This is a genomic window from Gluconobacter sp. OJB (genome assembly GCF_039638275.1).
Lineage (GTDB): Bacteria > Pseudomonadota > Alphaproteobacteria > Acetobacterales > Acetobacteraceae > Gluconobacter > Gluconobacter cerevisiae.
In genome coordinates, this window is record NZ_JBDIWH010000001.1 from 2,451,106 (window position 1) to 2,476,460 (window position 25,355).

The window sequence follows — 25,355 nt, forward strand, 5'->3', positions numbered from 1 at the left end:
GGGAGGATCAACAGCGCCAGGCTGGATGGTCGGCGGCGGGATGCGCAGAGGCATTCTGAGGAAAAAGGCTTTCACGCAGGGTTTTGCCGGGTTTGGGCCTGATGCGACCGCGACGCTTCAGTTCCGGCAGGACGAGGCGAATGAAGTCGTTGTAACTGTCCGGATTGATGAGCTGGATCAGGTTCAGCCCGTCGGTTTCCGACTCTTCGAGCCAGCGCTCGATCTGGTCCGCGACGGTTTCGGGGCTGCCGACAAAAGTTTTGGCGCGACCGAAGCCTTCTGCCGGGCTCGTCGCTTCGGCGATGGTCCAGGGCCGGCCGCTGATGGCGGGATCGAACTGTTCAAGGACGGACTGGCTGGCCTCCGTTGGGCGATAGGTCAAAACCTCGTCCGTCTGGTTCTTTGAGAAATCCACCCCCGTCATGGAGGAGTAATGGATGAGCGATCCGGTCGCGTCGTAGAACGCTTTGTATTCGGCAAATTTGCGGATGGCTTCTTCTTCCGTTTCACCCACGACGACGGCGGCAGCGCAGATGAAGCGCAGGCTGTCGGGATCGCGGCCTTCGCGTGCGGCTTCCTCCCGGATGCGTCGGACATTCTTTCGCGTTCCCTCCGCTCCGGCGCCGACGACGAAAATGACTTCCGCATGTCGGGCCGCGAAAGCGCCACCACGGGCGGAAGCCCCGGCCTGAAGAAGGACGGGAACGCGCTGCGGGCTGGGTTCGGCGGTATAGCCGTCTGGAACGCGATAGTACCGGCCGTCATGACGGATGGGATGAACCTTTTCCGGGTCTGTATAGATCCACTCGCCCGACGCCGTTTGCCCGCGGATGACAGCGTCTTCTTCCCAGGATTTCAGCCACAGCTTATAGACGATATCCATGAATTCGTCTGCGCGGTCATAGCGTTCGTCATGCGGGATCTGATGGTCCAGTCCAAGATTGCGGGCCGCGCTTTCCTGCTGGGACGTCACGATATTCCAGCCCACACGCCCTTTGGTCAGATGATCAAGGGTCGTCAGTTTGCGGGCGAGCAGATAGGGATGCTCGTAGGTCGTGGACAGCGTGATGCCAAAACCGAGCGATGTGGTGGCGGCGGCCATTGCGGACACGAGTAAAAGCGGATCGATCAATGGGGACTGGATACCGTGCTTCAGGGCAGCGTCCGGGCTGTTGCCGTAAACGTCAATCTGGCCGAGGGCATCCGCGATAAACAGGGCATCAAACCCGGCGTCATCCAGCGTGCGGGCCAGTTCGGTCCAGTATGTGATGTCCTTGTAGCGATATGTCTGGTCGGCAGGATGGCGCCACAGCCCGTAATTCAGGTGTGAGACCGTCGCCATTGTGAAGCCGTTGAGAATGATGTGCTGTCCCATTACGCCACCCCCACGCGCCATTGGATTGGCGGCAGGGTACCGTTGACGGCGTAATCTCCGACAACACGCGTGCGATAGACGCGCGGGTTGTGATTGCCCAGGGTGCGAACATTGCGCCAGTGTCGATCAAGGCCGGCCACGCGCAGGGTGGCACCGCCGCTCAACGCATCGAACAGGGCGGTGGTGGCCTCCAGAACCAGCGGGAGGATGCGGTCCTGCACCTGCCACACTTCGAGTTCGGCGCGGGCGACCGTGAGGTCGAGTTCCGGAACCGGACTGTCTGCAACGGCCTGAATGGCGCGGGCGGCGCGCTCAACGGCAGCGCTGGCAAGATAGGCGGCACTGAACACATGCCCAACGATTTCAAGAATCTGTGGGTCTGCGGCAGGAAGGTCTGCATTGCCGTGGCTGAAAGAGCGTTTGCGACGACGCACGGCATCCGCGACATCTGTTGCCGCAGCACGGGCGATACCCGCAACAGTCGCCAGATGATAAAGCTGGAAGAAAGCCTGCGAATGTGGAAAAGCCGTATTGCCGTAGCGCAGATCGGCTTCTTCAGTATGGACGTTGCGGAAATGCGCGGTGCCACTGGCCGTCAGACGCTGCCCAATCCCATCCCAGTCATCCACGATTTCGAGACCGGGATCGTTGCGGGCGGCTAATGTTTTGACGGTCTGGCCGTCTTCGGTGGTGCCGGTAACGGTGAGCCAGTCAGCGTAAAGTGAGCCAGTTGTGAAAAACTTGGAGCCGTTGATAACCCACCTGCCATCCGTTTGGGACAGGGTGGTGCTGAACAGATCGCGCTTGGAAGCCGGGCCTTCAGCGGCGGCGGCTCCTGCGGTCTGCCCTGTGCCAAGGCGGTCGAGCCATTTTGTACGGTACGGGCCAGCAGATTCAAACAGCAGATGTTCGACGAAACCAAAATGCGCCCTGAGTGCCTGTGCGACGTTTGAATCGGCCGTCGCTAGCGTAGTAACCAGGGCAAACAGGTCTTCAAGACTTGCGCCAGAACCGCCATGTACAACGGGAACACGAAGGGCTGTAAAGCCACTCTCTTTGAGGAAGCGGATCTGTTCGAAAGGCAGTTCGCGGTTCAACTCGGCATGCAGCGCCTGTCTGCGGATCTGCTCGAAAACAGGAGCGAAACGGTCGTGCAGCGGAGTAATTTCACGGGCGTCCTGCCCCCAGAGAAGGGAAAGGTCGGGAGAAGGTGTGTCTATCGTCATAAAACAGGAACACCTGAGTTTCAGAGTTATGAACGTTAAAGATTAGTGCATTAATTATTATTCCAGATGCTGAATGTTGTTTTTGGAATAGTCAACATAATTAGTATAATTTTATATAAACTATTATAAATAGTTATTAATAGACAATGTTGGCCCAGATGTGCGATTTTCGCTATGTTGAAGACTATCTACGGGACAAAAGGCTTTTGATTGATACCTGACCGGCAATAAGGCGGCTCCAGAAACTGGCCAATGTCTGCGTGCAGCTTTTCAACGTCGTCTCTTAATCACTGTAATTTTGCCCCAAAATCCATCCTTTCAGGCAAAATTACAGCTTAACGACATGTTCAAGGGCGACGCATGTTGTAGACGATATTGGCCAGTCCGATCTTCATCGGTGGCATAGGTGATACCTACAGCCCGGAAAACAATTCTATCCGTGAGGCTGTAAATTGCCTCAATAATGACCGCGGATTGTGAAACTGAAAGTCCGAGGCTCACCAAAAATCATGCCGTCATAGAATCCGGCCTGTCGCACGTAGGTTTTGTCCGTCAGATTGGTGATGTTGCCAGCCACATCGATCCACTTGGCCAAACGGTAGCGCGCCATAAGATTGATGAGCGTGTAACCACCAACACGCAGGTTGGAACTGTCATACTTCCCGTTCCCAAGCGGACGGCCAGGATTGGTGGTCCATTCCGTGTTCGTCTGGCTGGAAATGCCGCCGCCTATGGTCAGGCGATGCAGCGCACCTGGGAATGTATAGCTTGTGGTCAGGCGAACGAGATGGTGCGGGTCCTGCCGATAGCTCAGGCCTTTTTCGTACAGATAGCTATAGCCGAAGAAGACATTCCAGCCCGGCAGAAGTTCGCCAGAAGCATCAAGATCAATACCTTCGGTTTTGACGCCATTGACGGATCGGTAAATGGATTCACCCGTCGTTGTATTGGTGGCACCCGTCGCTTCCGCCACATTACTCTGTCTGTTCAGATAAAAAGCCAGAGATGTGTTCAGACGCTGTTTGAAGAAGGCTCCTTTCAAACCTGTTTCATAACTTTTCCCCATGACAGGACTAAGGGGCTGATTGTTGGCATCTCTCAGATTGGATTGGGGGGTGAAGATATTGGTGTAACTGCCATAAACGGACATGGTCTTTGTAAAATCATACACCATGCCCGCATAAGGCGTTAGAACGGCGTTCTGGCGTCCTGTTCCTGTCGCCCCCGAATACTGGTTCTGTACATTATACGTACCGCTATACGCTTCGTAGGTGCTCACCCGACCGCCAAGGATCAGGGAAAGACCTTTGGCAAGAATGAAACGCCCTGAAGTGTAGGCACCGTAATTACGCGTCACATCGACTTCGCGTGCTTTTGTCCGATGTGTCATAAAATCCGGGTATGAACCATCCCAGGTCTGCCAGTTGGCAATGGGAAGGCCTGCCGCACGATACTGACAGCCCGAATATGGCGTAACACCTGCAATACTACAGTTTCCGAGCGCTTTGCTGAATGTGTATTGCGTCAGCTCATCATTGTACCCGTTGAAGCCGAAAACGATCTGATGCTCGTGTCCAAGAAAATGTATCGGACCTGAGATATGAACATCCGCATTGTCGCGCGCGTCAGCATATTCGGCGTGGAGCGCATTGAGGTATCCACCTGTACCATCCTGATTCCAAAAACCGGCATAGCCTCCGATATTTCTGGCAGCATTGTTGATTTTGGCGACACCCAGGTTGCTGTAGGAACTGCCCTGCGTTCGCATATAGCCGACTTTTAGGTGCCAGCCCGCTGAAAAATCGTGATCGTAATTGATGAAAGCCGTGTACTGGTCCCGCGTGGCCTGACTCCAGTCTGCCGCCGGGTTGGTGCTGCGGGGCAGGTGCGTCTTAGTGCCATCAGCATACCAGATCGGAACATTGGTTCCCCATGAGGCGCCGTCATTGCGGGTTCGTTCATACTGAAAACCAAAGCTCAACGCATCTCGTACAGAGAGATCCGCAGCGAAATTGGCAAGTGCACCTAAACGGTTGACGTGCTCACGAACGCGAAATGTATCCGTGTCATCCCATGTAAAAACATATCGGCTGCGGATCGTGCCGGAATGATTCAGCGGGGTGTTGATATCCGCCATGACCCGATGCTCATTCCAGTTACCCAGTCGAAGCAGGCCATTGGCTGAGAACTCTTTGGTGGGCGTCTTGCGTTGTAGATAGATGGTTGCGGATGGATCACCTGTTCCTCCAAGAAGGCCATTGGCGCCACGGACGATTTGAACATTCTCATACAGGTCCATATTCATGGACGAACCAACTCCCCCGAAACTGGTGGTGGCATCAATCTGCATGCCATCGATTTTGTAGTTGGTGATGTTGAAACCACGCGCACGATAAGTCGTCCGCCCAGCGTTGTCATTGGCGTAGGATGTGACACCAGGTGTTGTTTTCAGCACGTCATCAAGACTGTTGATCTGCTGATCGTCCATAATCTGTCGTGTCATGACAGTTACGGTCTGAGGCGTCTCGCGAAGACTGAGGGGGAGCCCCGTGGAAGCGCTGGTTGAAGGGGCGGTATAGCTTCCATGGTCCCATCTTTGGGAACGGACAATGATATTTTCAGCTGTAGGAGCAGTTTTTTCGTGTGCTGTCGACTGCCCAACATCCTGACCTTTTCCTGAATGCGGTTTTAGTAACACCCTTTTCTTTCCGATATCGACATGTTTTTCGGATTTTTCAAGAACGGGAGGCTTGTCTTGCACGTCGTCGGCGTGAGCGTATCCAGGAATACCCGTTGCCAGGAATGTGGAAGCTAAGAGGGTACTTAAGGCGCAACGCGTTACAGGGCGCAGGTTCACGTCAGCAGTTCCAGAGCAAAGAAATTAAAATGATAATCATTATCATTTGCATATGGATAGCAGGGTGGTTTTGAAATGAAAAGAAACGCATTTATTACAAAAAATATCTGTTGGTATGGAGATTTTAAAAGAGCGCGATACTGGGTTGAGGGACCAAGTTTTCATTCAGAAGATTTATCAGTCAGCGAAGCAGGCAGCATTCGAAGAGGAGTAAGATCTACTGTCATTCTGTAGACACTCTATCCAGGGAGGCCGTAGCAGGACCAGTTTGTCTAATGTTTCGATGAGCGCGCAGGGATGAATGTCTCAACGAAACGCTGGTTACGTCTCTGGTGCATATTCCCGAGATCCTGGTTAGCCTATTAATTCCAAATCATAAAAATCGAGGACTTTTTTGCGAGTGCTAATAAAAAAAGCAGCATGTTATCTGGCCCCCTTAAATGACGATCATGAAATTTGATGTATCTGTTTCAACAATAAGGGTCACTTTTTGTGGGTTCAGCCGCAAATTGTATAAAATCAGCGAGGTACTGAAGTTCCTCGTCCGTTTCGCGTCTACCAAGAAAAATCTGCTTCGCAATTCCGTGTTCGCCAATTTTTATTGAGTGCAAATCAAATCGCGGTGCATATTCGGTTACCAGCCATCGGGGGAGAACGGCGACGCCCCGGCCGTGCTCAACCATGACCAGCATGATATCAGTTGTTTCGATTTGCTTCTGCTGACGGGGTGCGATGCCAGAAGGTTGAAGAAATTGGGTGAAGATATCCAAACGTTCTGTAGGTACGGGATAAGTTATGAGGGTTTCATTGATTAGGTGTTCTGGAGTTATATATTTATTGTTTCGTAATGGGTGATCTTTTCCAACAACAAGAACAAGTTCGTAGTCAAATACTGGCGTAAAGATTAAGCCTGGCTTGTAAAGTGGGTCAGGAGTTACAAGAATATCAATTTCATTGCTTAGCAGTGCTCCGATACCGCCGAACTGGAATTTTTGCCTGACATCAACATCTACTTTCGGCCAACGTTCAAGGTACGGGGATACGACATTGAGTAACCATTGATAACAAGGGTGGCATTCCATCCCGATCCTCAATATTCCCCGTTCGCCATTAGCAAACTGTTCCAAACGTTCTTCGGCAAGTGAAAATTGTGGTAGAAGACGGTTCGCAAGAGAGAGCAGCCATACGCCTGCTTGTGTTAAAACCAGAGAGCGCCCCTCGCGTCGCCAGATTTTTATGCCAAGCTGGATTTCAATCTTACGGATTGCATGACTTAGAGCGGGTTGAGTCAGATTTAATCGCGCCGCAGCCGCCGTTAACGAGCCTTCCTTTGCGACTTCCTGAATAATCATCAGATGGTTGCGTTCCAGGATAGCCATATTTCACCTAGCAATTATGTAAAAATTTATCTTTTGATAAAGAAATATCATTTATGCTTATAATAAGAAAATACTCCAGCAAGCCATCCCTCATAAGGTTATTTTTGGGTGTGATTGGTAACTGTTGGCAAGGTATGGGGGCTGATTTGTGGCGGGCTGTAACTGCCGCTCACAAAGCCTGAAAATGAAATTATGTAAAAAAATCTCATAATTATATTCTACTTTATCCGTGCTCTTCCTGAGTATGTGGGGAATATCTATGTACCTTACTTTAAAAGGCCAATTTAATGCTGTTGAGGTGAAGTCGAAATAATTAATTACGCTTGGGAAAATTATTTAGAAGGCTCTGGATTTTAAATTTTCTTGATGGAAACCCATTGCACTTTTAGTGCGTTTAGGAGCCCAGTGTTACTTTGTCGATTTATAAATAAATTATTCAAAAATAATTTTTAGGACAAAAGTATGATTGAATTAAATTCGATAGAAATTGTGGGGAAAAATAATTTTCCTCTCATGGAAAATAAAAAAATTGGATTCATTCTCGCTTTTTGTGCCGGATTGATGAACGCTTGGACTTTTTTTCATGCGAAAACCTTTGCTACTGTCCAGTCGGGTAATGTCATTCAGGTTGGTTATCGTTTGGTCGAAGGGGATTGGACTGCATTTTGGTTCGCATTTAGTTCTATCCTTGCTTTCGGTTTGGGATCCGCATTATGCGGTGTCTTGATGGCTACTCTTCTGAAAGAAGGTAAGACTTTTTCAAGTGTCGTATTGTGGTCAGAGTGTATTCTACTTTCAATCATAACGTTTCTGGCATTTTTTGGTACAATTCCAGCGGATTTCTTAGCTACAGCTATTAGTTTTGTTGCGGGAATGCAGGGGAATGCCTTCCATAAGGATCATGGAATGCTTTATGGAAATGTAGCTGTTACTTTTGTTGTGCAAATGGCATTCAATTTTTTAGCTCAAAGCTTTTTCAAGAAAAATGGAATCAACGGAGATTCCAATTTGGTTTGGTCAGGAATATTTTTCTTTGTTTTATTTGGTTTCGCTAGCGGCGGGGCTCTTGGATTTTTCTGTGATAAAAACATAGGAGACAACACGTCTCTAATAATTACCATTTTTTCTCTAATAATGATTGCTATTTTTTCAAGAAAAAACAAATCAGCATCAGATCCAAGGACTGGTGCGACATTCGTTTAAAAATTTACCTTGATAATACTGTGTTGTTTTTTTTTCTTCTGATAGGATGATTAGTGATGGAAAATTTAAAGCAGCCAATTATGGGCTCCAAAGGAGCTGATATTGTTGGCCCGCGTAATCCGGAAATTGAACTGCAAAATCCAGATATTTTTCTACCACCGGCGACAGATAAGGGTGGCATTCCTAATCTGAAGTTTCCTTTCGCTATGGCGCATAACCGTCTTGAAGATGGCGGGTGGGCAAGAGAGGTCACCTGTCGTGAAATGGGCGCGCTGAAAGAGCTCGCTATCGTTAATATGCGCCTTCCTCCTGGCGTCGTGCGTGAAATGCATTGGCATAAGGAAGCGGAGTGGGCTTACGTGCTCAAGGGAAAAGTTCGCTTCTACCTTATGGACGACCAGCGTCAGACTCTTATTGAAGATCTGGAACCGGGAGATTTATGGTTCGCTCCAGCAGGCTTCCCACATGCTATTCAGGGCTTGGAAGAAGGTACAGAGTTCGTACTTGTTTTTAACGATGGGAATTTTTCAGAAAACCAAACACTATTGGTGACGGAATTATTTGCGCATGTTCCATTGGAGGTTCTGGCAAAAAACTTTGGCGTTCCTGAAGCGGCTTTTGCAAATATTCCATCACATGAAAAATATATCTTCCGTCAACCGGTTCCACCCCCGCTTGAGCAGGTACGCCGGGATCTTGGCGCCGTAAGTTTTACCGACAAATACGTGTTTCGTGCCTCCACTACCCCGCCTACGGCTTATCCAGGAGGCGCAACGCAGGTTATCGACTCACGCAATTTTAGTGTGACGACGTTGGCTGCATTGATTATTGATCTCGAACCCGGCGGAATGCGTGAGATTCACTGGCATCCGGATGCTGATGAATTGCAATACTATATTTCAGGAAAAGCTAGAATGACGGTATTCGATGCCGTTGATAATGCCAGGACATTTGATTTTGTTCCCGGTGATGTCGGTTATGTCCCCAGAACTTTAGCGCATTATATTGAAAATATAGGTGACGAGCCAGTTCGTGTCATTAACGTATTCCATACAGGACAATATAAAGATATTTCATTCAACAACTGGTTAGCATTAACCCCTGCACACCTAGTCAAAGGACATCTTGAGGTCGATGATCAGTTTATTAGTCATCTCAGGAAAACGCGGCAACCTGTGGTTAAAAATAACAGATAAAATAATATTCTCTGCTTCATACCCTACTGGTGTAAAGAATTTTACGTATATTTCTGGATATGAGGGTAGATCACAAGCCTCCGCATCAGCCTGTCCAGTAGAAGAACAGGTGGTCGTTTATTAATAACCGCTTTTGGCTGATTAGTGCTGGTTTTCGTTCGCTGGACCTTCAGTGAACGACAACCAGAAGTGTTTTAAAGTCTTTCCTGTCAGGCTCTGAGGTCGCGGAGCAGATCGTATCCATGTTGGGCAGCCATTCCGGCCTTCAAGTCCCTGCCGACACTGCGTGCGCAAAGGGCAAGGGACAAGGCACCCGCATCGGGATGGCCCTTGCTGCGTTCGCCATGCATTTTCGCACGTCCCATCCTTGGTAAAAGGTTGCGCGTATCCTGCGCAGCCTGATAGGCGGTTTCAGCACCTTCCATCCAGGCTTTGACGAGTTCATGGCCCGCGGCCAGTTCCCGCTCCAGCGTTTCCACAAACGGGACCAGCGCATCTACGAGCGTCTTGTCGCCGGGTTTTGCCCTGCCGAGCAGCATGATGCGTTCCATGCTGTTACGTGCCCCCTGCGAAAGCTGTTCGGCACTTGGCAGACGTCCGTCATCAAGCGCCGTGCTAAACGCCCGCAGACCCTCCCCCCACAGAGCCCCCGATGTGCCGCCGGCACGATCGGCCCACGCATCGGCGGCCGTGGCCAGAACCGTGGCAGGGCCTGCACCGGCATTGGCTGCGTTGCGGGCTGCGCGGGCCGACGCGGCTGACCCGCGCGCCATGCCCTGTCCATGATCGCCGTCGCCTGCAAGGGCGTCGATATGGCCCAAGCTGGACTCCTCGGCGGCCAGCATCTTCGCCAGGTTTTCCATAACATCCGCGACGCACGCCCCGCCCTGACGGCCCGCTGCGGTAGCGGAGCGCATATAGACGATCGTGGCCTCATCCTCGACGGCAAGATCGGCCACACCATCTCCAATCAGCGTTCCGTGGCGTAGGGCCGCAGAATCCACTGGTGCGCGCCAGTATTGCTCAAGGTCTTCATCGAGCCATGTCAGGGTGAGGGAACAGCCCGCCATGTCCAGACTGGTGACATACTCGCCCACCAGCGGAGCCACGAGGGTCAGTCCGGCGTTTTCGAACATCGGCGCCAGTGCGTTCCACAGCACGAAAAGCTCTTCCTGCTTGGTGCTGCCCAGACCGTTCAGCAGAACGGCGACACGGCGCGGTGCTTCATGGGGGATTTCTGCCAACAGGCGATCGAACAGGATTTTTGCCAGTGCCTCGGGGCTGGGAACGTCCTGTTCGTCAATTCCCGGTTCACCGTGGACGCCAAGCCCGAGGGCCATACGGTTCTTGGGAACTTCGAACAGTTTTTCAGTCTCGCCGGGCAGCGTGCAGCCGTCGAAAGCCACGCCGAAGGTGCAGGTCTGACGGTTCACGCGATGCGCGACTTCCTCAACTTCATCGAGCGTCAGGCCAGCTTCGGCAGCGGCCCCCACGATCTTGAAAATCAGCAGGTCTCCCGCAATGCCCCGGCGGCGTTCGCGGGTGGAGGCGTCCGAACTGGCCACGTCATCGGCGGTTGCCACAACGCGGACGTCATAGCCCTCTTCGCGCAGGCGGTCGGCGGCAATCCCGAAATTGAGCACATCGCCCGCGTAGTTGCCGTAGCCGAGGATGATCCCACCGCCGAGATCGGCCTGTCGGGCGATGCTTTTGATGGCCTGCGTGGAGGGAGATGCGAAAATGTCGCCTGCCACGGCGGCATCGCCGAAGCCCTTGCCGACATAGCCCGCAAATGCGGGATAGTGGCCCGAACCGCCGCCCAGCACGACGGCGACTTTGCCTTTCGGGCCGGGCTTTGCCCGCAGAACGCCGCCACGGACGAGGCGCACAAGGTCATGATGGATCAGGCTGAACCCGCGAAGGGCTGACATTGCGAAATTGGATGCGTCGCCGCAAATCTTGGTCATGTGTTTTTCCTCCAGTCGTGTCCCGCAGCGGGACAGTTAGGCTGCATCACGGTTGAGGTAACGACGGGCCAGCGCGTCGAAGGAGATGGCGAGGACAACGATCCCGCCGCTGACGACCGACTGCCAGTAGGGCGAAATTCCGAACAGAACGATGATGTCTTCGATCATGCCGATGATGACCGCACCCAGAACCGCTCCGACCGGGCTGCCGATGCCGCCGGTGGTTGCGACACCGCCAATGACGGCTGCGGCGATGGGGGCGAGAACCCAGGTGTCACCGATGGAAGGCTGGGCCGTTCCCAGACGGGCGACCATCAAGATCCCGGCGAGTGCGGACAGGAACCCGGCGAGCGCGAAGGCGCCCATGCGGATGGCGTTGACGCGGATGCCCAGCATCCGGGCGGCGTCCGGGTTGCTGCCGATCGCGTAGATGTAGCGGCCGACGGGCGTGCGAAACATGACGAACGCCACAACCGCCAGACACACCAGAAGCACGACGAACGGCACGGGGACGCCCATGACGAGCCCACGCCCGAGAAAGGAGATGTCACGGGGGATGCCCGTAATGGCCACGCCTTTGGTCGCAACGAGGTTGGCGCCGCCATAAACGCCGGCCATACCGATTGTCAGCACCAGCGAGTGAAGGCGAAGCTGCGTAATGAGCGCCCCGTTCAGCAAGCCGCACCCGGCTCCCATCAGCAGGCACAGAGCCAGCGAAAGCCAGGGGTTCAACCCAAGCTGCACCATTAAAATGCCGCCGACCACGCCCGCCAGACCGCCAATGGCGCCAACGGACAGATCAAGCTCGCCCAGAATCATGAGGACGGACTGCCCGATTGTGACCAGCCCGACAAAGGCCAGCGCACGTGCGATGATCATCATGTTGAAAGACGTCAGGAAGTGCGGCGACAGCGCACACGAGGCCCCGAAAATGATGACCAGCGCGGCGATGACGCCGCCCAGCGGATTGCCCACCAGACGCGACACCAATGCTTTCGTAGGAGGCATTTTCGGCGGCTTGGACGGCGCGGCGGGGAGGGTGGTTTCAAGCGACATGACGGGTCTCCGGGGCGCCGATGATCGCGCCGACAAGCGTGTTGACGTCGGTAGTGGCCTGATCGAACGAACCCGTGATCCGGCCGGAGTACATGGTGATGATCCGCGAAGCGCAGCGCTGAAGCTCGGTCATTTCGGACGAGACGAGGATGATCCCTACGCCTTCTTCGGCAAGCTGCTGCATAATGCGGTAAATCTGGAATTTAGTTCCGATGTCGATCCCTTTTGTGGGCTCATCGAAAATCAGGACGCGCGGCCTGCGAGCCATCGCCCGTCCGATAATTGCCTTCTGCTGGTTGCCGCCTGACAGATGAACGATTTTTTTGGCAGCGGAAGATGTCCGGACGTCGAACTGCCGGATTGTCTCCGCCACGACGTCATTTTCGCGCCGGGAAGAGATGATGCCGCCGCGCTTCATGCGATCCAGAACCGAAAGGCTGATATTTTCCCGCACGCTGAGCAGCGGGAAAATGCCGTGATGCTTGCGCTCTTCGGAAAGGTACACCATCCCCATCGCCACGGCACGGTCCGTGCGGCCACGGGGGATTTCTTCTCCGTCGAGGAAGCACTGGCCGGATGTGGCCCGATGATAGCCGAAAATCGTCTGCATCAGCTCGGAGCGGCCCGCGCCGACAAGCCCCGCAAACCCAAGAATCTCGCCCCGGCGCAGGGTGAAGGAGGCGTCCGAAAACCCCGGCCCTGAAATCTGTTTAGCGCTCAAGATGGTGTCGTTTTCACTGACGGCGAACCGTGGCTGAAATTTCTCTTCCAGTGAGACAGAACTGCCGGACATAAGCTGGATCAGGTGTCCTTCCGTCATGCCCTGCATAGGGTAGGTGCCGACGCTGCGGCCATTGCGCAGAACCGTCACCGTGTCGCCCAGCTCAAAGATCTCTTCCATCTTGTGGGAGACGAACACGATCGCGCAGCCGTCATCGCGCAATCTGCGAATGATGCCGAACAGATGCTCGGTTTCGTTCGCCGTCAGCGAGGAGGTCGGTTCATCAAGAATGAGAACCCTGAATTCCTCACGGCAGGCTGCGCGTGCGATCTGGAGAAGCTGCTGGTCCGGCACGCTGATGCGGTTCACCAGATGGCCGGGTTTTGCATGAATGCCGAAGCGCTGGATGAGATCTGCCGCAGCCTTTTCCATGGCACGTCGTGAGACCGTCAGATGGCCGAAGCCGGAGCGATCGAACGGCATGAACATGTTTTCGGCTACCGTCATGGAACCGAAAAGGCTCAGCTCCTGCGGCACATAGGCAACCTTCGTAAACAGGGCGCGATCTGCCAGCGCGTCTCCGTCTTCGATCAGGACGCGGCCTTCATCAGGGGCGACGAGGCCGGTCAGAACCTTGATCAGCGTGGATTTTCCGGCACCGTTTTCACCAGCGAGAATATGGATTTTCCCTGGCTCCAGCGTCAGGTCCACATGATCGAGCGCGACCACGCCGGGATAGGTCTTCCGTACGGCTTCGATCTGAAGAATTGTCATGGTCGTGTTTCCCTTGTCCTGATCGTGCGGCAAGATGTCAGAGGGTCTTGCTGGTCAGAAGATCAATTCCGGTATCGATATATTTGGGTGTCTTCTGTCCCATAGCTTTCTGCCACGCAGAGATGACGGCCCAGTAACCCTGCATTTCGGGGCGGCTGGAGGCGGAAGATTCCGCTACGCCGTCCTTGATGAGCTGGATCATGTCATTGAGGTTGTCGAGGCCGACTTCCTTGACCTTTCCGGTTTTGCCACCTTCACGGATGGCCTGTCCGATGCCCACCGGTCCGGATGCATCACAGGCGACCCAGCCCACTAGATCCGGATGAGCCTGCATGATGGCGGAAGCCTGTTTTTGTGCGGTTTCGATGCTGTCATTGTCGATCCCAGTCGCCACGACTTTCATGTCCGGGTATTTCGCAAAGACCTTCTTTTCGCATTCGGCCCGAAGCGTATGGTTCGGAGCCGTCGGAACGCCCATCATGATGGCAACCTCGCCTTTCTTGCCAACGAGGTTCGCCAGTCTTTCAGCCGCCATGGTGCCCTGTTCGCAGAAATCTGCGCCGACGGCCGTGATGTCCATGCCTTCGGGAGGCAGGGAGTCGAACACCGTCATCGGGATTTTCTGGTCTGCTGCTTCATCCATGGCAGCGCGGTTGCCCTTTTCATCCAGCAGATCGAGGATCAGCCCGTCGGGATGCGTGGCGACGGCGCGTTCGATAATGTCGTTCTGAGAAGACACATCCGCCGTTTGCGGCGCGCGATATTCGATCTCGACCGGGCGGCCCGTTGCTTTGGTGATCATGTCGCCAGCGGCCTTCGCCCCCGTCATGGCTTTATCAAACCAGGGATGGACCGTTTTGGGGACCAGAACGAAACGCAGGGGCGCGCCACTATCCGCCGCACAGGCGACGCCGGAGGACAGAACTGGCGCAGCCGCCAGCATTGCGGCAAAAGCAAATGCCGTTTTCATAACTCTGTTCTTTCGAAAATCAGCCAGAACCTGCTCGGGCTGAAAGTTTTTATTTCAGCAGCTCATATCCGCAGAGGCTGGCTGCCGGTATTTCCTGCCGAGTGCATCAATTCCGGCAATATTGCGTGCCGATGCACTTGTGGGATCGAAGGTGCAGGCCAGCCATGCTTCCACGATCGACTTCGCGACTTCCGGCCCGATTACGCGCGCGCCCATGGTGATGATATGCGCGTTGTTCGACAGTGCGGCGCGTTCGGCGGAATAGGTGTCATGCGTCAGGGCCGCCCGAATGCCAGGAATTTTGTTGGCGGAAATGCACACGCCAATCCCGGTTCCACAGCACAGGATGCCTCGGTCGAACTCACCGTTCAGAACCGCCAGCGACACGCGCTCGCTCAGTTCGGAATACAGTTCGGCGCGCTCATCTTCGGGATGGGACATGTCGACGACGACATGACGTCCAAGCGTCGAGAGATGCTGGGTCAGAAGCTTCGCCAGACCTTCTCCAGCGCTGTCTCCACCAATGGCAATACGCATGGTTATTTCCCCCGTTCTTGCGTTCATTCAGCCATTCAGGCCGCTATTTTGTCCGAAACCAGATCACGCACACTGTCGATAAGCGCCATGAAGTCCGTCGCCTTCCAGGCGGCCCGTCCGATGAACACACCATCCACATCCGCAAGCCCGACATAGCTGCGGATGTTGTCCCGCGAGACGCTCCCGCCATAAAGCAAGGGGATGCGCGCGCCCTCAGAACCGGCAAGTTCCTGCACGACACCCCGGAGGCGGGTGTGAACGTCCGAAACGAAGTCTGCGTCCGCCGGGCGACCGGAAGATCCGATGGCCCAGACCGGCTCATAGGCAATCAGGACATGCGCCAGATCTTTCCGCGCCACACCATGCAGCGCGATCTTGGTCTGCCGGGCGAGCGTTTCATGCGAGACACCAAACTCATACTCGTCAAGCGTATCGCCGATGCAAATGAGCGGGCGCAAACCGTAACGAAGTGCTGCGTGAACCTTCAGATTGACTGTCCAGTCCGTCTCGCCGAAATGCTGGCGACGTTCGGAATGTCCGATTTCCACCATCGAGGCCCCACAGCCCCGGATCATCTCCGGTGAGACTTCGCCTGTCCATGATCCGCTGTCTTCCCAGTGCATGTTCTGTGCGCCGACTAACAGGGCGCTGTCCTCCAGAATGGTGCAGACATCCTTCAGGGATGTGAAAGGCGGGATGACGAAAGGCTGAATCCCTTGCGGCGGAACAAACCCTTCAAGAACCTGTGCTGAAGCGATGGCTTCGGCCGGGCCCTTGTTCATCTTCCAGCTCGTTCCGATCCAGACCTGACCCATCTCCGACCTTTCGAAAGGCTGAACGCTCATCCCGATTCTCCGTGTTGCAGAACGGTATATGTTAGCTTGAGCGTTAAAGCATAACATAAAAAAGTTACTAATACCAAAAACAACGATACACAACCCGGGGAGTTCAGTTGGAAAATACTCTTGAAGACTAATTTTTCCTCGTGAATCTCCCGGAGAACCTGTCTGTTTCAGAATCACATAAAAATGTTATGCCGCGCGTTCCAGGAGGACAGTTTCGGTCACGACGCTATCCAGATCCGCTTCTCTGAGTGGTGGTATGCCCTGTGCGCCCAGTTTTTCATGATAGAGATGCGTCGCTTCTTTCGCCGACAGGGCGCCATCGGTCACGCTACGCATGGCCTCGATCAGCAGAAGCGGGTCATCCGCATCCACGATCTTGCGTCCGAAAAGTGCCGCGCGTGCGCCACAGCACTGCGCCTGATGGATCAGTTCCAGACAGTCGCGCGTTGTTCCGCTGCTGCCCCCCATGATGCCCACGATCACGGAAGGGTCGAACGCACAGAGTTCGCTTAGAGCGTCCGCGCCATTAAAAGGGACCTTGAGGAAAACGGGGCGCTCTTCACGCCGCAGACCTGCCAGACAGCGGACGATCATATCGTTCAGATAAAAGCCGCGATCCGCCTGCGCGATCCTGCCTTCATTGGGATTGAAGACCTCAAGGAAATACGAAAAGCGGCTTTCTTCGGCCTCTTCTCGAAAGCGTGCGAACTCTTCCAGTGCAAAACTGTCCTGTTCGGCATCGCCATTGAAAGTCATGGAATACAATCCAAGGCTGGTCTGCGCTTTTTTCAGCGATGCCGAGCGGAAAGGAACGGATTTCTGGGACTGGTAAGATCCACCCCGTCCGCGCCACAGATCCGTTGTGTCATTGGCCCGGATCGCGGACTGAATTCGCGTTCCGGCAAAACCATCTTCCGCAATCAGGGTCTCCAGAATGGAGGCCGACGTCAGCATGATGTCCACGATGTCCTGCTGGAGGATAGTGTGGATCACATCAACATATTCGCGACGGGTCCGAAAGCGGGAATGACCCTGCCTGATGTCACGACGCAGGCCCGTGGCGCTGATCCCCGCCGCCATGTCGGAGTCCTTGGCGTCCGCCAGAATGAAATCTGTGCGGTCGTCCTGACCAGACATCATACGGGCGATTTTTTCTTCGTAACGGTTCATGGTTCAGGCTCTCAAGGCTGTCTGTGAAGGGGATGTACCCGGAAGTTCGCCCTTCAGGTTGTGACGCTCCTGCGCTTCCTTCCAGGCCGCACGGCACTGTCTGTCTGTCTCCTGCGCGTTCCATCCCAGCGTTTCGCCAACGATACGGCCCACTTCGAGGACGGTGTCTGGTTTCAGCAGGCCGCTCAGAGCGATCGGCGTCCGGCGAAAAAGAACATCGGAAAGCGTGCGGACCAGCTCTTCGGACGCCACAAAGGCCAGTTCGCGCCGCGTATAGGTGGGGAGCGTGCGCAATGGCGCGTCGGCTTCTTTCTGGCAGAACGTTGCAAAAGCGCGGGCACGCGATCCGTACCGTTCAAGCAGAATTCCGGCCCTCTGACGCGGCATGCCATAGGTCACGAAAAACTCGTCCAGATACGCGGAATACCGCTCCGGCGTTGGATAATCGCGTCCACCGCCAATTGGAAAATTTTTCGTAGAGAGGTGCCGTGCAGAGCCCAGAATTCCAAGTAGGCGGTCTCCAACCTCTTCGGCCAGCCCGCGGAATGTCGTCCACTTCCCGCCTACCAGAGACAGAAGAGGTGTTTCTCCAAGCCGGTTTTCATGCACGATATGGTCACGGCTGATGGCGCCAGGATCGGCTGCATCGGTTGCGGGGAGAGGGCGGACGCCACTGTAGCGGTAAACTACGTCGTCAGCGCTGAAATGAAAGCCGGGGAATAGGTCTGCGACCATCCGCAGCATGTAGTCCTGTTCGTCGTCGGTGCAGGTGGCGGTATCGGGATCTTCGATCCGGATATCGGTCGAGCCGACCAGAACATGACCGTAAAACGGATACGCTAGGCAGATCCGTCCATCTGGCGTTCCGAAATACATCATGCGCCCTTTGAGCTCGCGCAGAAGTCCGTCGTGCCGCAACAGGAGATGTGAGCCTTTCGTGCCGCCGATATAACGCGTCGTCTGACCAAGGACGGCATTGATGCGGTCGATCCAAGCACCTCCTGCGTTTACCAGTGCTCGCGTCCGAACGTTGCGCGTTTCTCCGGTGATGCTGTCTTTGAGCTGTAAAACGCCATCGGCAAAAGAAACCGGAACGGTATAGGTCGCAACTCCGCAGCCCGTCCCGACATTCAGCCCGTCCTGTACACATTCGTAGCCAAGCCGCTCGGGCTGGGTAATGGCAGCGTCATAATATTGTGCGGTGGCGAGAACATCCGTCGCCATATGCGGCCATTCTTCCCGCGTTCTGCGATTGAGGAAGAGGCTATGTCGGGGCATGACGCGCGCGCGCCGTCCCAGAAAATCATAGATCTGAAGCCCGGCTTCCAACACCAGAGCCCCCCGGTCCGTCATTTTCCCCCCCAGGCGCAGGAATTTCTGCAGGGACGGGACGATGCCTCCGAGCCATGAGCGGATCGGCAAAACTGTTGGCAGGGGTTTGACCACATGCGGCGCATTGCGCAGTAGAAGATTGCGCTCCAGAGTCGACTGCGCGACCAGGCGGAATTCACCCGTTTCGAGGTATTTGATTCCGCCATGGATCAGGCGGGAGGGCGCACAGGAAGCTCCGGAACAGATGTCGCTCCGATCAACGAGCAGGACGGGCAGATCCTGTAGCGCCAGTTCCCGAAATAGCCCGGCCCCGTTAATGCCGGCCCCGATGATAATGACATCGAACTCCGCATTCTCGCGGATATCTTCCAGTCCGCTCATGGTCGCGCTCCCTGTGTCATGGTGCCGGCCATGGCGTAATTCAGAACTGGCCCGGCCTCTACAAGATCGTTTTCACGGGACCGTTCTGCCGCGGCAGGCTTCAGTGAAGACGTTCCGCCGTCGTAGAGGTCCGACCAGAATGGCCTCATGGCCTGCGTCAGAGCGACATAGCGGCGATAGATTCCCTCATAAATGCGCTCGCGGTCCAGCTGTGGTCTGTAGGTGTGCATCGGCACATCCTGCGCGGCCACGGCATCTTCAAGAGTGGCATACAACCCTACGGAAACGCTCGCCGTCAGGGCCGCGCCAAGGGCTCCGGCCTCGCGGACTTCAGGTATGCGGACAGGCATTCCCAGAATATCCGCGAACATCTGGGCAATGGCAGGCTGTCCGCTTCCGCCACCTGAAATTCCGACCCTGCGAACCGGTCCGGTCTGTTTCAGGGCATCGACATGTTCGCGATGATTGAAGACTGTTCCTTCCACCATTGCCTGAAACAGATCGGCCCGATCATGCCACGACTGCACGCCGAACAGGGATGCACTAGCTGGCGCATCATACGGTGAGCCGAACAGGAACGGATGATACAGCGGAACCGCAGGACGGGCTCCTGGCTGGGACAGACGCGCTTCTATTTCCGCAGAAAGAACCCGTGCTGCGTCGTGATCGCCCGGCATGAGGATTTTCGCCAGCCATTCGAGATTGCTTGAGGACGCCGGAGAAATCGCCATGCAGTTCCACAGTCCGCGACGATAACCCGCGCGGCAGGCCCAGCCTTCTCCGACGACAGGACGGTCGCGGAAAACCTCATTGATTGAAAAGGTCCCAGCCGTGATCGACAGATCGCCCGCTTTAGTGTGTCCGAGACCGACGGCTGCGGCTGTTACATCATGCAACCCGACCGAAACTGGCGTGCCGGCAAAAAGCCCCGTCAGGGCTGCGGCTTCCGCCGTCACAACGCCACCCTTGTCACACGAGAGGCGCATTTCCGGCAAAGCGTTCCGGATGTCCGCAAGACCCAGAACATCCAGCAGGTCGTCGCTGTAATCCTGCGTGTACAGATCGGTAAAAGACGTGCTGGCCTCGGTCAGATCCGTCGCGATTTCACCCGTCAGACAATACCGGATCCAGTCCTTGGCAAAAATCACGGACCCGATCGCCTGATACCGTTCCGTTTCGTTGTCCCGGACCCAGGCGAGAAGCGTGTTAGCGGAATACACATAAGGACGCTGCCCCGCGATAGGCAGTGTCAGATCGGAGACGCCGTCACGCTTCCAGTGCTCATGAATAGCTGTCGCCCGACTGTCGAGCGACATGATGCCCCGGCCCAGCGGATTACTTGATCGGTCAAGTAGAAAAACACCATCTCCGTGCGCTGTGACCCCGACAGACGCAATGGCACTCCCGTCCAGCCCTGCAGCGCTGAGCGCATCGCGAATGGATCCGATAACGGCCTGCCAAGCTTCATGCATATCGCGCTCAACATGGTGCGGACGCTCCATGTGCTGTGCAACACGGCGTCGCCCTGTTCCGACGATGGCCCCTGTGGACGAAAACACAACGGCTTTGGTCGTGGTGGAACCGCTATCGATTCCGATGATGAAATCCCGGCGCATTTCTGGCCCTCCAGACGGCTTCAGTGTCAGGGACACGCAAATTCGAAGGACAGCCATATCACCAATTGCGAGATATAGAACACATATATCTGTGATATTTTAAGATTTAGTGTGACTTATCACGCTGATGCCCCGATGACGGGCTAGAAATCTGATCTGCTGCGGATAACCTGCACGGTTGTCATCACAGCAACCGTCAGCCATAAAAACAGGGAATGCTTCTTCTTGAGTGGATGCAAAAAGAAGCGCGCGTCATACTGCTCGCAATCAGGCACCGACATATCCATCCATGGCCTGTTTTTCTAACTGTTTGGGACTGATTACATATGAAAATAGCTGATTGGATGGTGGAATCAGGCGTTGCGTTTGGAACGAGCGGCGCGCGTGGGCTTGTGACGTCCATGACGGATGCTGTCTGTTTTGCGTATACCGTCGGCTATCTCAAACATTTACAGACGCTGGGGGAGTTTGCTCCCGGAACATCCGTTGCTATCGCCGGAGATCTCCGGCCGAGTACGCCACGCATTTTGCGCGCCTGTGCGGCTGCCATTCTCTGGATGGACGGTCAGCCGGTAAATTGCGGCTTTGTGCCGACGCCTGCTCTGAGCCTCTATGCGTTTGGCAGAGCAATTCCGTCTCTCATGGTGACGGGAAGCCATATTCCGGACGACCGGAACGGCATCAAGTTCAATCGCGCCCGGGGCGAATTTCTTAAGAACGACGAAGCTGCCATGCGGCATGAGGACGTCACGCTTCCGGAAGGCTGGTTTGATGAGCAGGGCGCCCTGAAAATTGACGTTGCAGTTCCGCCGCTAACAGATGTCCTGACAGAATATGTAGCCAGATATGTCGATTTCTTTGGTCCGACAGCGCTTTCGGGTCTGAAGCTGGGGATCTATCAGCATTCCGCAGTGGGTCGAGACGTTTTGGTGTCCGTCGTCGAAGCTCTCGGGGGTGAAGCGCATCCTCTGGGGCGCTCCGACGTGTTTGTTTCGGTCGATACGGAAGCCGTGCGTCCGGAAGATGTCGTTCTCGCGCGGGACTGGGCGCAGACCGGAGATTATGATGCGATCCTAACGACGGATGGTGATTCCGACCGACCGCTTCTGGCGGATCAGAACGGTCGTTGGCTCCGTGGTGATGTGCTGGGCATCCTCGCGGCCCGCAAACTGGGTGCTGTCTCGGTCACGACGCCTGTCAGCAGCAATACGGCACTGGAAGCATCCGGCGTTGCGCCCTTTGTTCAAAGAACGCGCATTGGCTCGCCGTTCGTCGTGTCAGGCATGACAGAGGCTGTGGAAAATGGCAATGTTCCGTCCGTTGGCTACGAAGCCAATGGTGGCTTTCTGCTCGCCAGCGATATCGAACATGACGGCCGACGTCTGGTGGCATTACCGACGCGCGATGCTGTTCTGCCGATGCTCTGTGCGCTGGTTTCTGCCAGAAGCGGGCAGAGCGGGCTTGCGGAACTTCTTGAAATACTTCCGCCGCGCTTCACCGTGAGCGATCGTCTGAAAGACGTTCCGACAGAGCAGAGCAAGGCTCGTCTGGCCATTCTGCGGGAGGATGTTCCGGCTGTGAGCAGGACCCTGGGGTTTGTACAAGCCTGTGGACCAGTCGCAACTGTCGACGAGACGGACGGTATCCGCATGACGTTCGAAGGTGGCGATATCATCCACCTGCGGCCATCCGGTAATGCCCCGGAACTGCGGGTGTATATTGAATCGGCCACGTCCGAGAGGGCTGAAGAACTTCTGACGTTGAGCCTTGAAGCTGTCAGACGCTGGACGGCGTAAGCGACCGGCCCGCGGTCAGGCTTTGCTCCTTACTGAGAGTTTGGCCTGATCAGCGGGGGGTGAAGGCGGGAAGGGCAGGGCCGTAAACGGCGGCGGGACCATTCATAATGCCGATCTTTCCGCGAACACCGTAAGTTTGAGCGGGAAACTGGATGACGCTGTAGGGGCTATCGCTTTGTGCCCAGTAATCGCTACTGGCCTTACCGTCAGACTGATTGACAAGAATGATTGAGCCGGTGGTCATGTACAGAGAACCTGCCGGTTTTCCGACCAGAGCATGCAGCCTGATTGGGGGGGCGTGCGGAGGGGAAATTTCTATATGTCCGTCGAACGTCCACGGACCTGAAATAAACGCCGTCATCGCGTTGTAATCGAGACGTGACGCAAGCCAGTCCAGTTCCATACCGCCTTCATCGTCCACGCCAAGCGTATTGTTGAAAACGCCGACATCCACTAGCGCAATGCGTTCTCCGGCATCCACTGGGTTGGGAATGGTATAAATTCCCGTCGCATTGTTATGGATCTGGACATGAGAAAGTCCAAATCCATAGGCATGGTTCCCAACAGTTAATCCGCGCCGAAAGTTTGAAATGGAGATATTCTCCAGCATAATGGCCGCCGCACGGATATTGTCTTCATCTTCATTGTCGAGAATGATCCCATCTGCCTTAGGCTGACCGGTCAGGACAAGATGATCAATGCTGTTAGCCGCGGTATCGTAACTTTCAGGCTGCCCCTTTCCATCTGACGAGATAACGATCGCAGGTTTTCCATCAGGAAGACCGGAAGCGTCCAGGATACCATTGGTCAGGGTTGTCGTGAGTGGATTGAGGTGAAGGGTGTTCTGAAGTTTGTAGACCTGCCCTTTCAGATCAACCCGACAATGGACTGGCCATGCAGGGCAGGCCGCGATCATCGTGGCCGGATCGCTCGGATGGGCATTGGCGAGACAAGTGGAAAGCACCACCGTCATTATACCAGAAATCACAAGGACTTTCAGGGGGCGACCAGTCATGGCGTATGTCTTCCCATTTGCACGAAAAGCCGTCTGTCAGGAAAAAATTCTTCCTGTATTGCGTTGGGCTGCCTCGCTAGCCGCGCGGCAGAAATATCCCGCCAGCCGCCCCTGAAGCACCTTGAAATAATAAGCCGTTTTTTCAGATTGTCGACGGAGAAGGCTGAGGCACACACCACCAAAAGGACGAATGAAAAATGTCGCGACTGTCTTCAAGGCTGCATGGTTTTTGCGAAGGACATATCCCATTCCAGTGCCGTAATCATAGGCCCGTTCACCATTGAGAGTGGCGGGCTTGTCCGTGTGTCGGACCAGAAGAGCACGATCATGATATCCTTGCGATCCTGCTGCCATTAAACGTAGAGCAAGATCAGGGCCCTCTGCTGCACCAAAGGGGGCTCCAATCCCCAGATTTTCATCAAATCTGCCAATTTTTTCGAACATCGTGCGCGGCATGAAAAAATTGAATTCGATCAGGCCTGTCCAGATATTATGCTGATTTAACTTTTGACTGCTGGTCAGCCAGCGCCCCATAGTTGTAGGGGCACCATCCAGATTGAGCACGGCACCCGTAAGAAAGCCTTTATCGCCTGTTTTACAGAAATAGGTGTTCACTCGCTCCAGCGTGTCGGGTTCATAAATGCAGTCGTCGTCTGGAAACGCTATGAGATCCCCTACTGCGACACTCGCGCCAAAATTACGGGCATAACGCAGTCCACTGATATCGGGATGAAGATGTTTCAACGGCCATTTGGTGCTGTATCGCGAGACGAGGTCATCATAGATGTGCGATTTACTTTGATCGACCAGAATGACTTCGAAATCTTTGTAAGTCTGCTTTTCCAGACTCTGCATGAATGCTTCGACCTCAACAGGACGAGCCAGAGTCGAAATAACCAAGGAGATTCTCATTTCAGGAAGCCTTTTTCTTGGAGTGGAGTGTTGCAGCCCGCTCGGGCGTAATACGGTTCCTGAGCAGATCACCAAGCCCGATCAGATTTCCTAAGAAACGTCCTTTGCGATCGACATAATATTCGGGCCTGAGTGATTTCAGGCTATTAATAGTCAGGTGCCGCCCCGCGCTCTTTAGTGCGTTGGACCAAGGATATGTTCCTTTTTGGGCCAAGTAGATGCAATTGATAATCTGGGAATAACCCAGTCGAATTCCGGACCCTTTCCCGGTCTTGTTACCAAGATGTACACCTTGTGCGCTGTTAACTTTAACGACCCTGCCGTGAGGCAGAAGAGAACGGGAAAAATCTATATCTTCATACCAGGAATAAAGAGGTAGTCTTTCATCGAAGCGCGCGCCAAGGCGCTTTATGGCGGCGCAACGGAATACCATGTTGCAGCCATATGTGTTGAAAGCATCCTCAATTTTGAAAACCGCTTCCGTATTAGCCTGAGCATTCAGGCGGTTTGCGTCTTCAATTCGCAGCCCAGGTCCCTGCGCACCATCTGCCAGTACTTGGCCGGTGGCCCCCAGAATATTGGGATTGTCGCGAAATGCTTCGACCATACGGGCGATATATGTCGGGTGAGGGAAAAAATCATCATCGAAAAACAAGATGATGTCTTCGTCTTCAAGACGGTCGAGAATAACATTGCGCTGAACGGAAGCCCCCTGATACCCGGTGACGAGATCGAGTGAAGCCATGTCTCGGAGGATTTGGGGGATAGCGGAAATATCGTCCGGTTTGGCGTAACTGATGATGATCCTGTCCGGTTTGACCGTCTGATGCGCCAATTGACGCACGAGTTCTGCTAGAATTTCAGGACGACCACTGGTAGCGATACCCACGACAGTCTGCATTTTTTCCCTGAATGGTACAGCCTCTTCAGCTTTCGTGAGTGTTGGCGGCATCTGTCGATTTTCCTCATGAGAGCTTTGTGGGCGGAAGGCATGTGTCGAGGGCATCTGGGCTATATCGGTCACCAT

19 protein-coding genes are annotated in these 25,355 nt (G+C 54.5%); 3 read left to right on the forward strand and 16 right to left on the reverse strand.

Annotated features, from left to right (window positions below; genetic code table 11):
* Positions 1-7 precede the first annotated feature (7 nt).
* The 4 genes from ABDK74_RS11395 to ABDK74_RS11410 all read right to left on the reverse strand — a co-directional run bounded on the left by ABDK74_RS11395 (position 8) and on the right by ABDK74_RS11410 (position 6,837).
* Positions 8-1,375 (reverse strand): LLM class flavin-dependent oxidoreductase, encoded by a 1,368-nt coding sequence (locus tag ABDK74_RS11395; RefSeq protein ID WP_346003879.1) that lies wholly within the window; start codon positions 1,373-1,375, stop codon positions 8-10.
* Positions 1,375-2,601: an acyl-CoA dehydrogenase family protein gene (locus tag ABDK74_RS11400; protein ID WP_346003880.1), complete on the reverse strand. Its 1,227-nt coding sequence runs from the start codon at positions 2,599-2,601 to the stop codon at positions 1,375-1,377. The genes ABDK74_RS11395 and ABDK74_RS11400 overlap by 1 nt, the downstream gene beginning before the upstream one ends.
* A 457-nt stretch (positions 2,602-3,058) precedes the next feature.
* Positions 3,059-5,458 carry a TonB-dependent siderophore receptor gene (locus tag ABDK74_RS11405; RefSeq protein WP_346003881.1) on the reverse strand — a complete coding sequence of 800 codons (2,400 nt, stop codon included), beginning with the start codon at positions 5,456-5,458 and terminating at the stop codon, positions 3,059-3,061.
* A 470-nt stretch (positions 5,459-5,928) separates the two neighbouring features.
* On the reverse strand, positions 5,929-6,837 hold the full coding sequence (locus ABDK74_RS11410) for a LysR family transcriptional regulator (RefSeq protein ID WP_346003882.1): 909 nt from the start codon (positions 6,835-6,837) through the stop codon (positions 5,929-5,931).
* 462 nt (positions 6,838-7,299) lie between these two features.
* On the opposite strand from ABDK74_RS11410, the gene ABDK74_RS11415 reads away from it, so the two are divergent.
* Both ABDK74_RS11415 and ABDK74_RS11420 read left to right on the forward strand, forming a co-directional pair.
* A complete protein-coding gene (locus ABDK74_RS11415; RefSeq protein ID WP_346003883.1) occupies positions 7,300-8,040 on the forward strand; it encodes a YoaK family protein in 741 nt (246 codons plus the stop codon).
* A gap of 56 nt (positions 8,041-8,096) precedes the next feature.
* The gene (locus tag ABDK74_RS11420; protein WP_346003884.1) at positions 8,097-9,236 is read left to right on the forward strand and encodes a cupin domain-containing protein; all 1,140 of its coding nucleotides are present in this window, start codon (positions 8,097-8,099) and stop codon (positions 9,234-9,236) included.
* A gap of 209 nt (positions 9,237-9,445) precedes the next feature.
* Here ABDK74_RS11420 and ABDK74_RS11425 read toward each other — a convergent pair whose 3' ends face one another.
* From ABDK74_RS11425 to ABDK74_RS11465, 9 genes are all read right to left on the reverse strand, one after another.
* Complete coding sequence (locus tag ABDK74_RS11425) at positions 9,446-11,203, reverse strand: dihydroxyacetone kinase family protein (RefSeq protein WP_346003885.1); 1,758 nt, start codon at positions 11,201-11,203, stop codon at positions 9,446-9,448.
* Between the two features lie 36 nt (positions 11,204-11,239).
* Positions 11,240-12,259 carry an ABC transporter permease gene (locus tag ABDK74_RS11430; protein WP_346003886.1) on the reverse strand — a complete coding sequence of 340 codons (1,020 nt, stop codon included), beginning with the start codon at positions 12,257-12,259 and terminating at the stop codon, positions 11,240-11,242.
* Positions 12,249-13,754, reverse strand: a complete 1,506-nt coding sequence (locus ABDK74_RS11435) for a sugar ABC transporter ATP-binding protein (protein WP_346003887.1) — start codon at positions 13,752-13,754, stop codon at positions 12,249-12,251. Before ABDK74_RS11435 ends, ABDK74_RS11430 begins: the two co-directional genes overlap by 11 nt.
* Positions 13,755-13,791: 37 nt before the next feature.
* Positions 13,792-14,724: a substrate-binding domain-containing protein gene (locus tag ABDK74_RS11440; RefSeq protein ID WP_194255269.1), complete on the reverse strand. Its 933-nt coding sequence runs from the start codon at positions 14,722-14,724 to the stop codon at positions 13,792-13,794.
* A 54-nt stretch (positions 14,725-14,778) separates the two neighbouring features.
* Positions 14,779-15,261: an RpiB/LacA/LacB family sugar-phosphate isomerase gene (locus tag ABDK74_RS11445; protein WP_194255270.1), complete on the reverse strand. Its 483-nt coding sequence runs from the start codon at positions 15,259-15,261 to the stop codon at positions 14,779-14,781.
* A 35-nt stretch (positions 15,262-15,296) separates the two neighbouring features.
* Positions 15,297-16,106 carry a triose-phosphate isomerase gene (locus ABDK74_RS11450; protein ID WP_346003888.1) on the reverse strand — a complete coding sequence of 270 codons (810 nt, stop codon included), beginning with the start codon at positions 16,104-16,106 and terminating at the stop codon, positions 15,297-15,299.
* Between the two features lie 186 nt (positions 16,107-16,292).
* Entirely contained in the window at positions 16,293-17,276 is a 984-nt protein-coding gene (locus tag ABDK74_RS11455) for a hypothetical protein (RefSeq protein ID WP_194255271.1), read from the reverse strand.
* Between the two features lie 3 nt (positions 17,277-17,279).
* A complete protein-coding gene (locus ABDK74_RS11460) occupies positions 17,280-18,989 on the reverse strand; it encodes a glycerol-3-phosphate dehydrogenase/oxidase (protein WP_346003889.1) in 1,710 nt (569 codons plus the stop codon).
* Entirely contained in the window at positions 18,986-20,605 is a 1,620-nt protein-coding gene (locus ABDK74_RS11465; RefSeq protein ID WP_346003890.1) for an FGGY-family carbohydrate kinase, read from the reverse strand. The genes ABDK74_RS11460 and ABDK74_RS11465 overlap by 4 nt, the downstream gene beginning before the upstream one ends.
* Before the next feature lie 344 nt (positions 20,606-20,949).
* On the opposite strand from ABDK74_RS11465, the gene ABDK74_RS11470 reads away from it, so the two are divergent.
* Positions 20,950-22,401 (forward strand): phosphomannomutase, encoded by a 1,452-nt coding sequence (locus ABDK74_RS11470; RefSeq protein ID WP_346004219.1) that lies wholly within the window; start codon positions 20,950-20,952, stop codon positions 22,399-22,401.
* Between the two features lie 49 nt (positions 22,402-22,450).
* Here the strand turns inward: ABDK74_RS11470 and ABDK74_RS11475 are convergent, their stop codons facing one another.
* The 3 genes from ABDK74_RS11475 to ABDK74_RS11485 are packed head-to-tail and all read right to left on the reverse strand — an operon-like array spanning position 22,451 to position 25,355.
* The gene (locus ABDK74_RS11475) at positions 22,451-23,416 is read right to left on the reverse strand and encodes a hypothetical protein (RefSeq protein WP_346003891.1); all 966 of its coding nucleotides are present in this window, start codon (positions 23,414-23,416) and stop codon (positions 22,451-22,453) included.
* A 36-nt stretch (positions 23,417-23,452) separates the two neighbouring features.
* A complete protein-coding gene (locus tag ABDK74_RS11480) occupies positions 23,453-24,316 on the reverse strand; it encodes a glycosyltransferase family A protein (protein ID WP_346003892.1) in 864 nt (287 codons plus the stop codon).
* 13 nt (positions 24,317-24,329) lie between these two features.
* Positions 24,330-25,355 (reverse strand): glycosyltransferase, encoded by a 1,026-nt coding sequence (locus tag ABDK74_RS11485; protein ID WP_346003893.1) that lies wholly within the window; start codon positions 25,353-25,355, stop codon positions 24,330-24,332.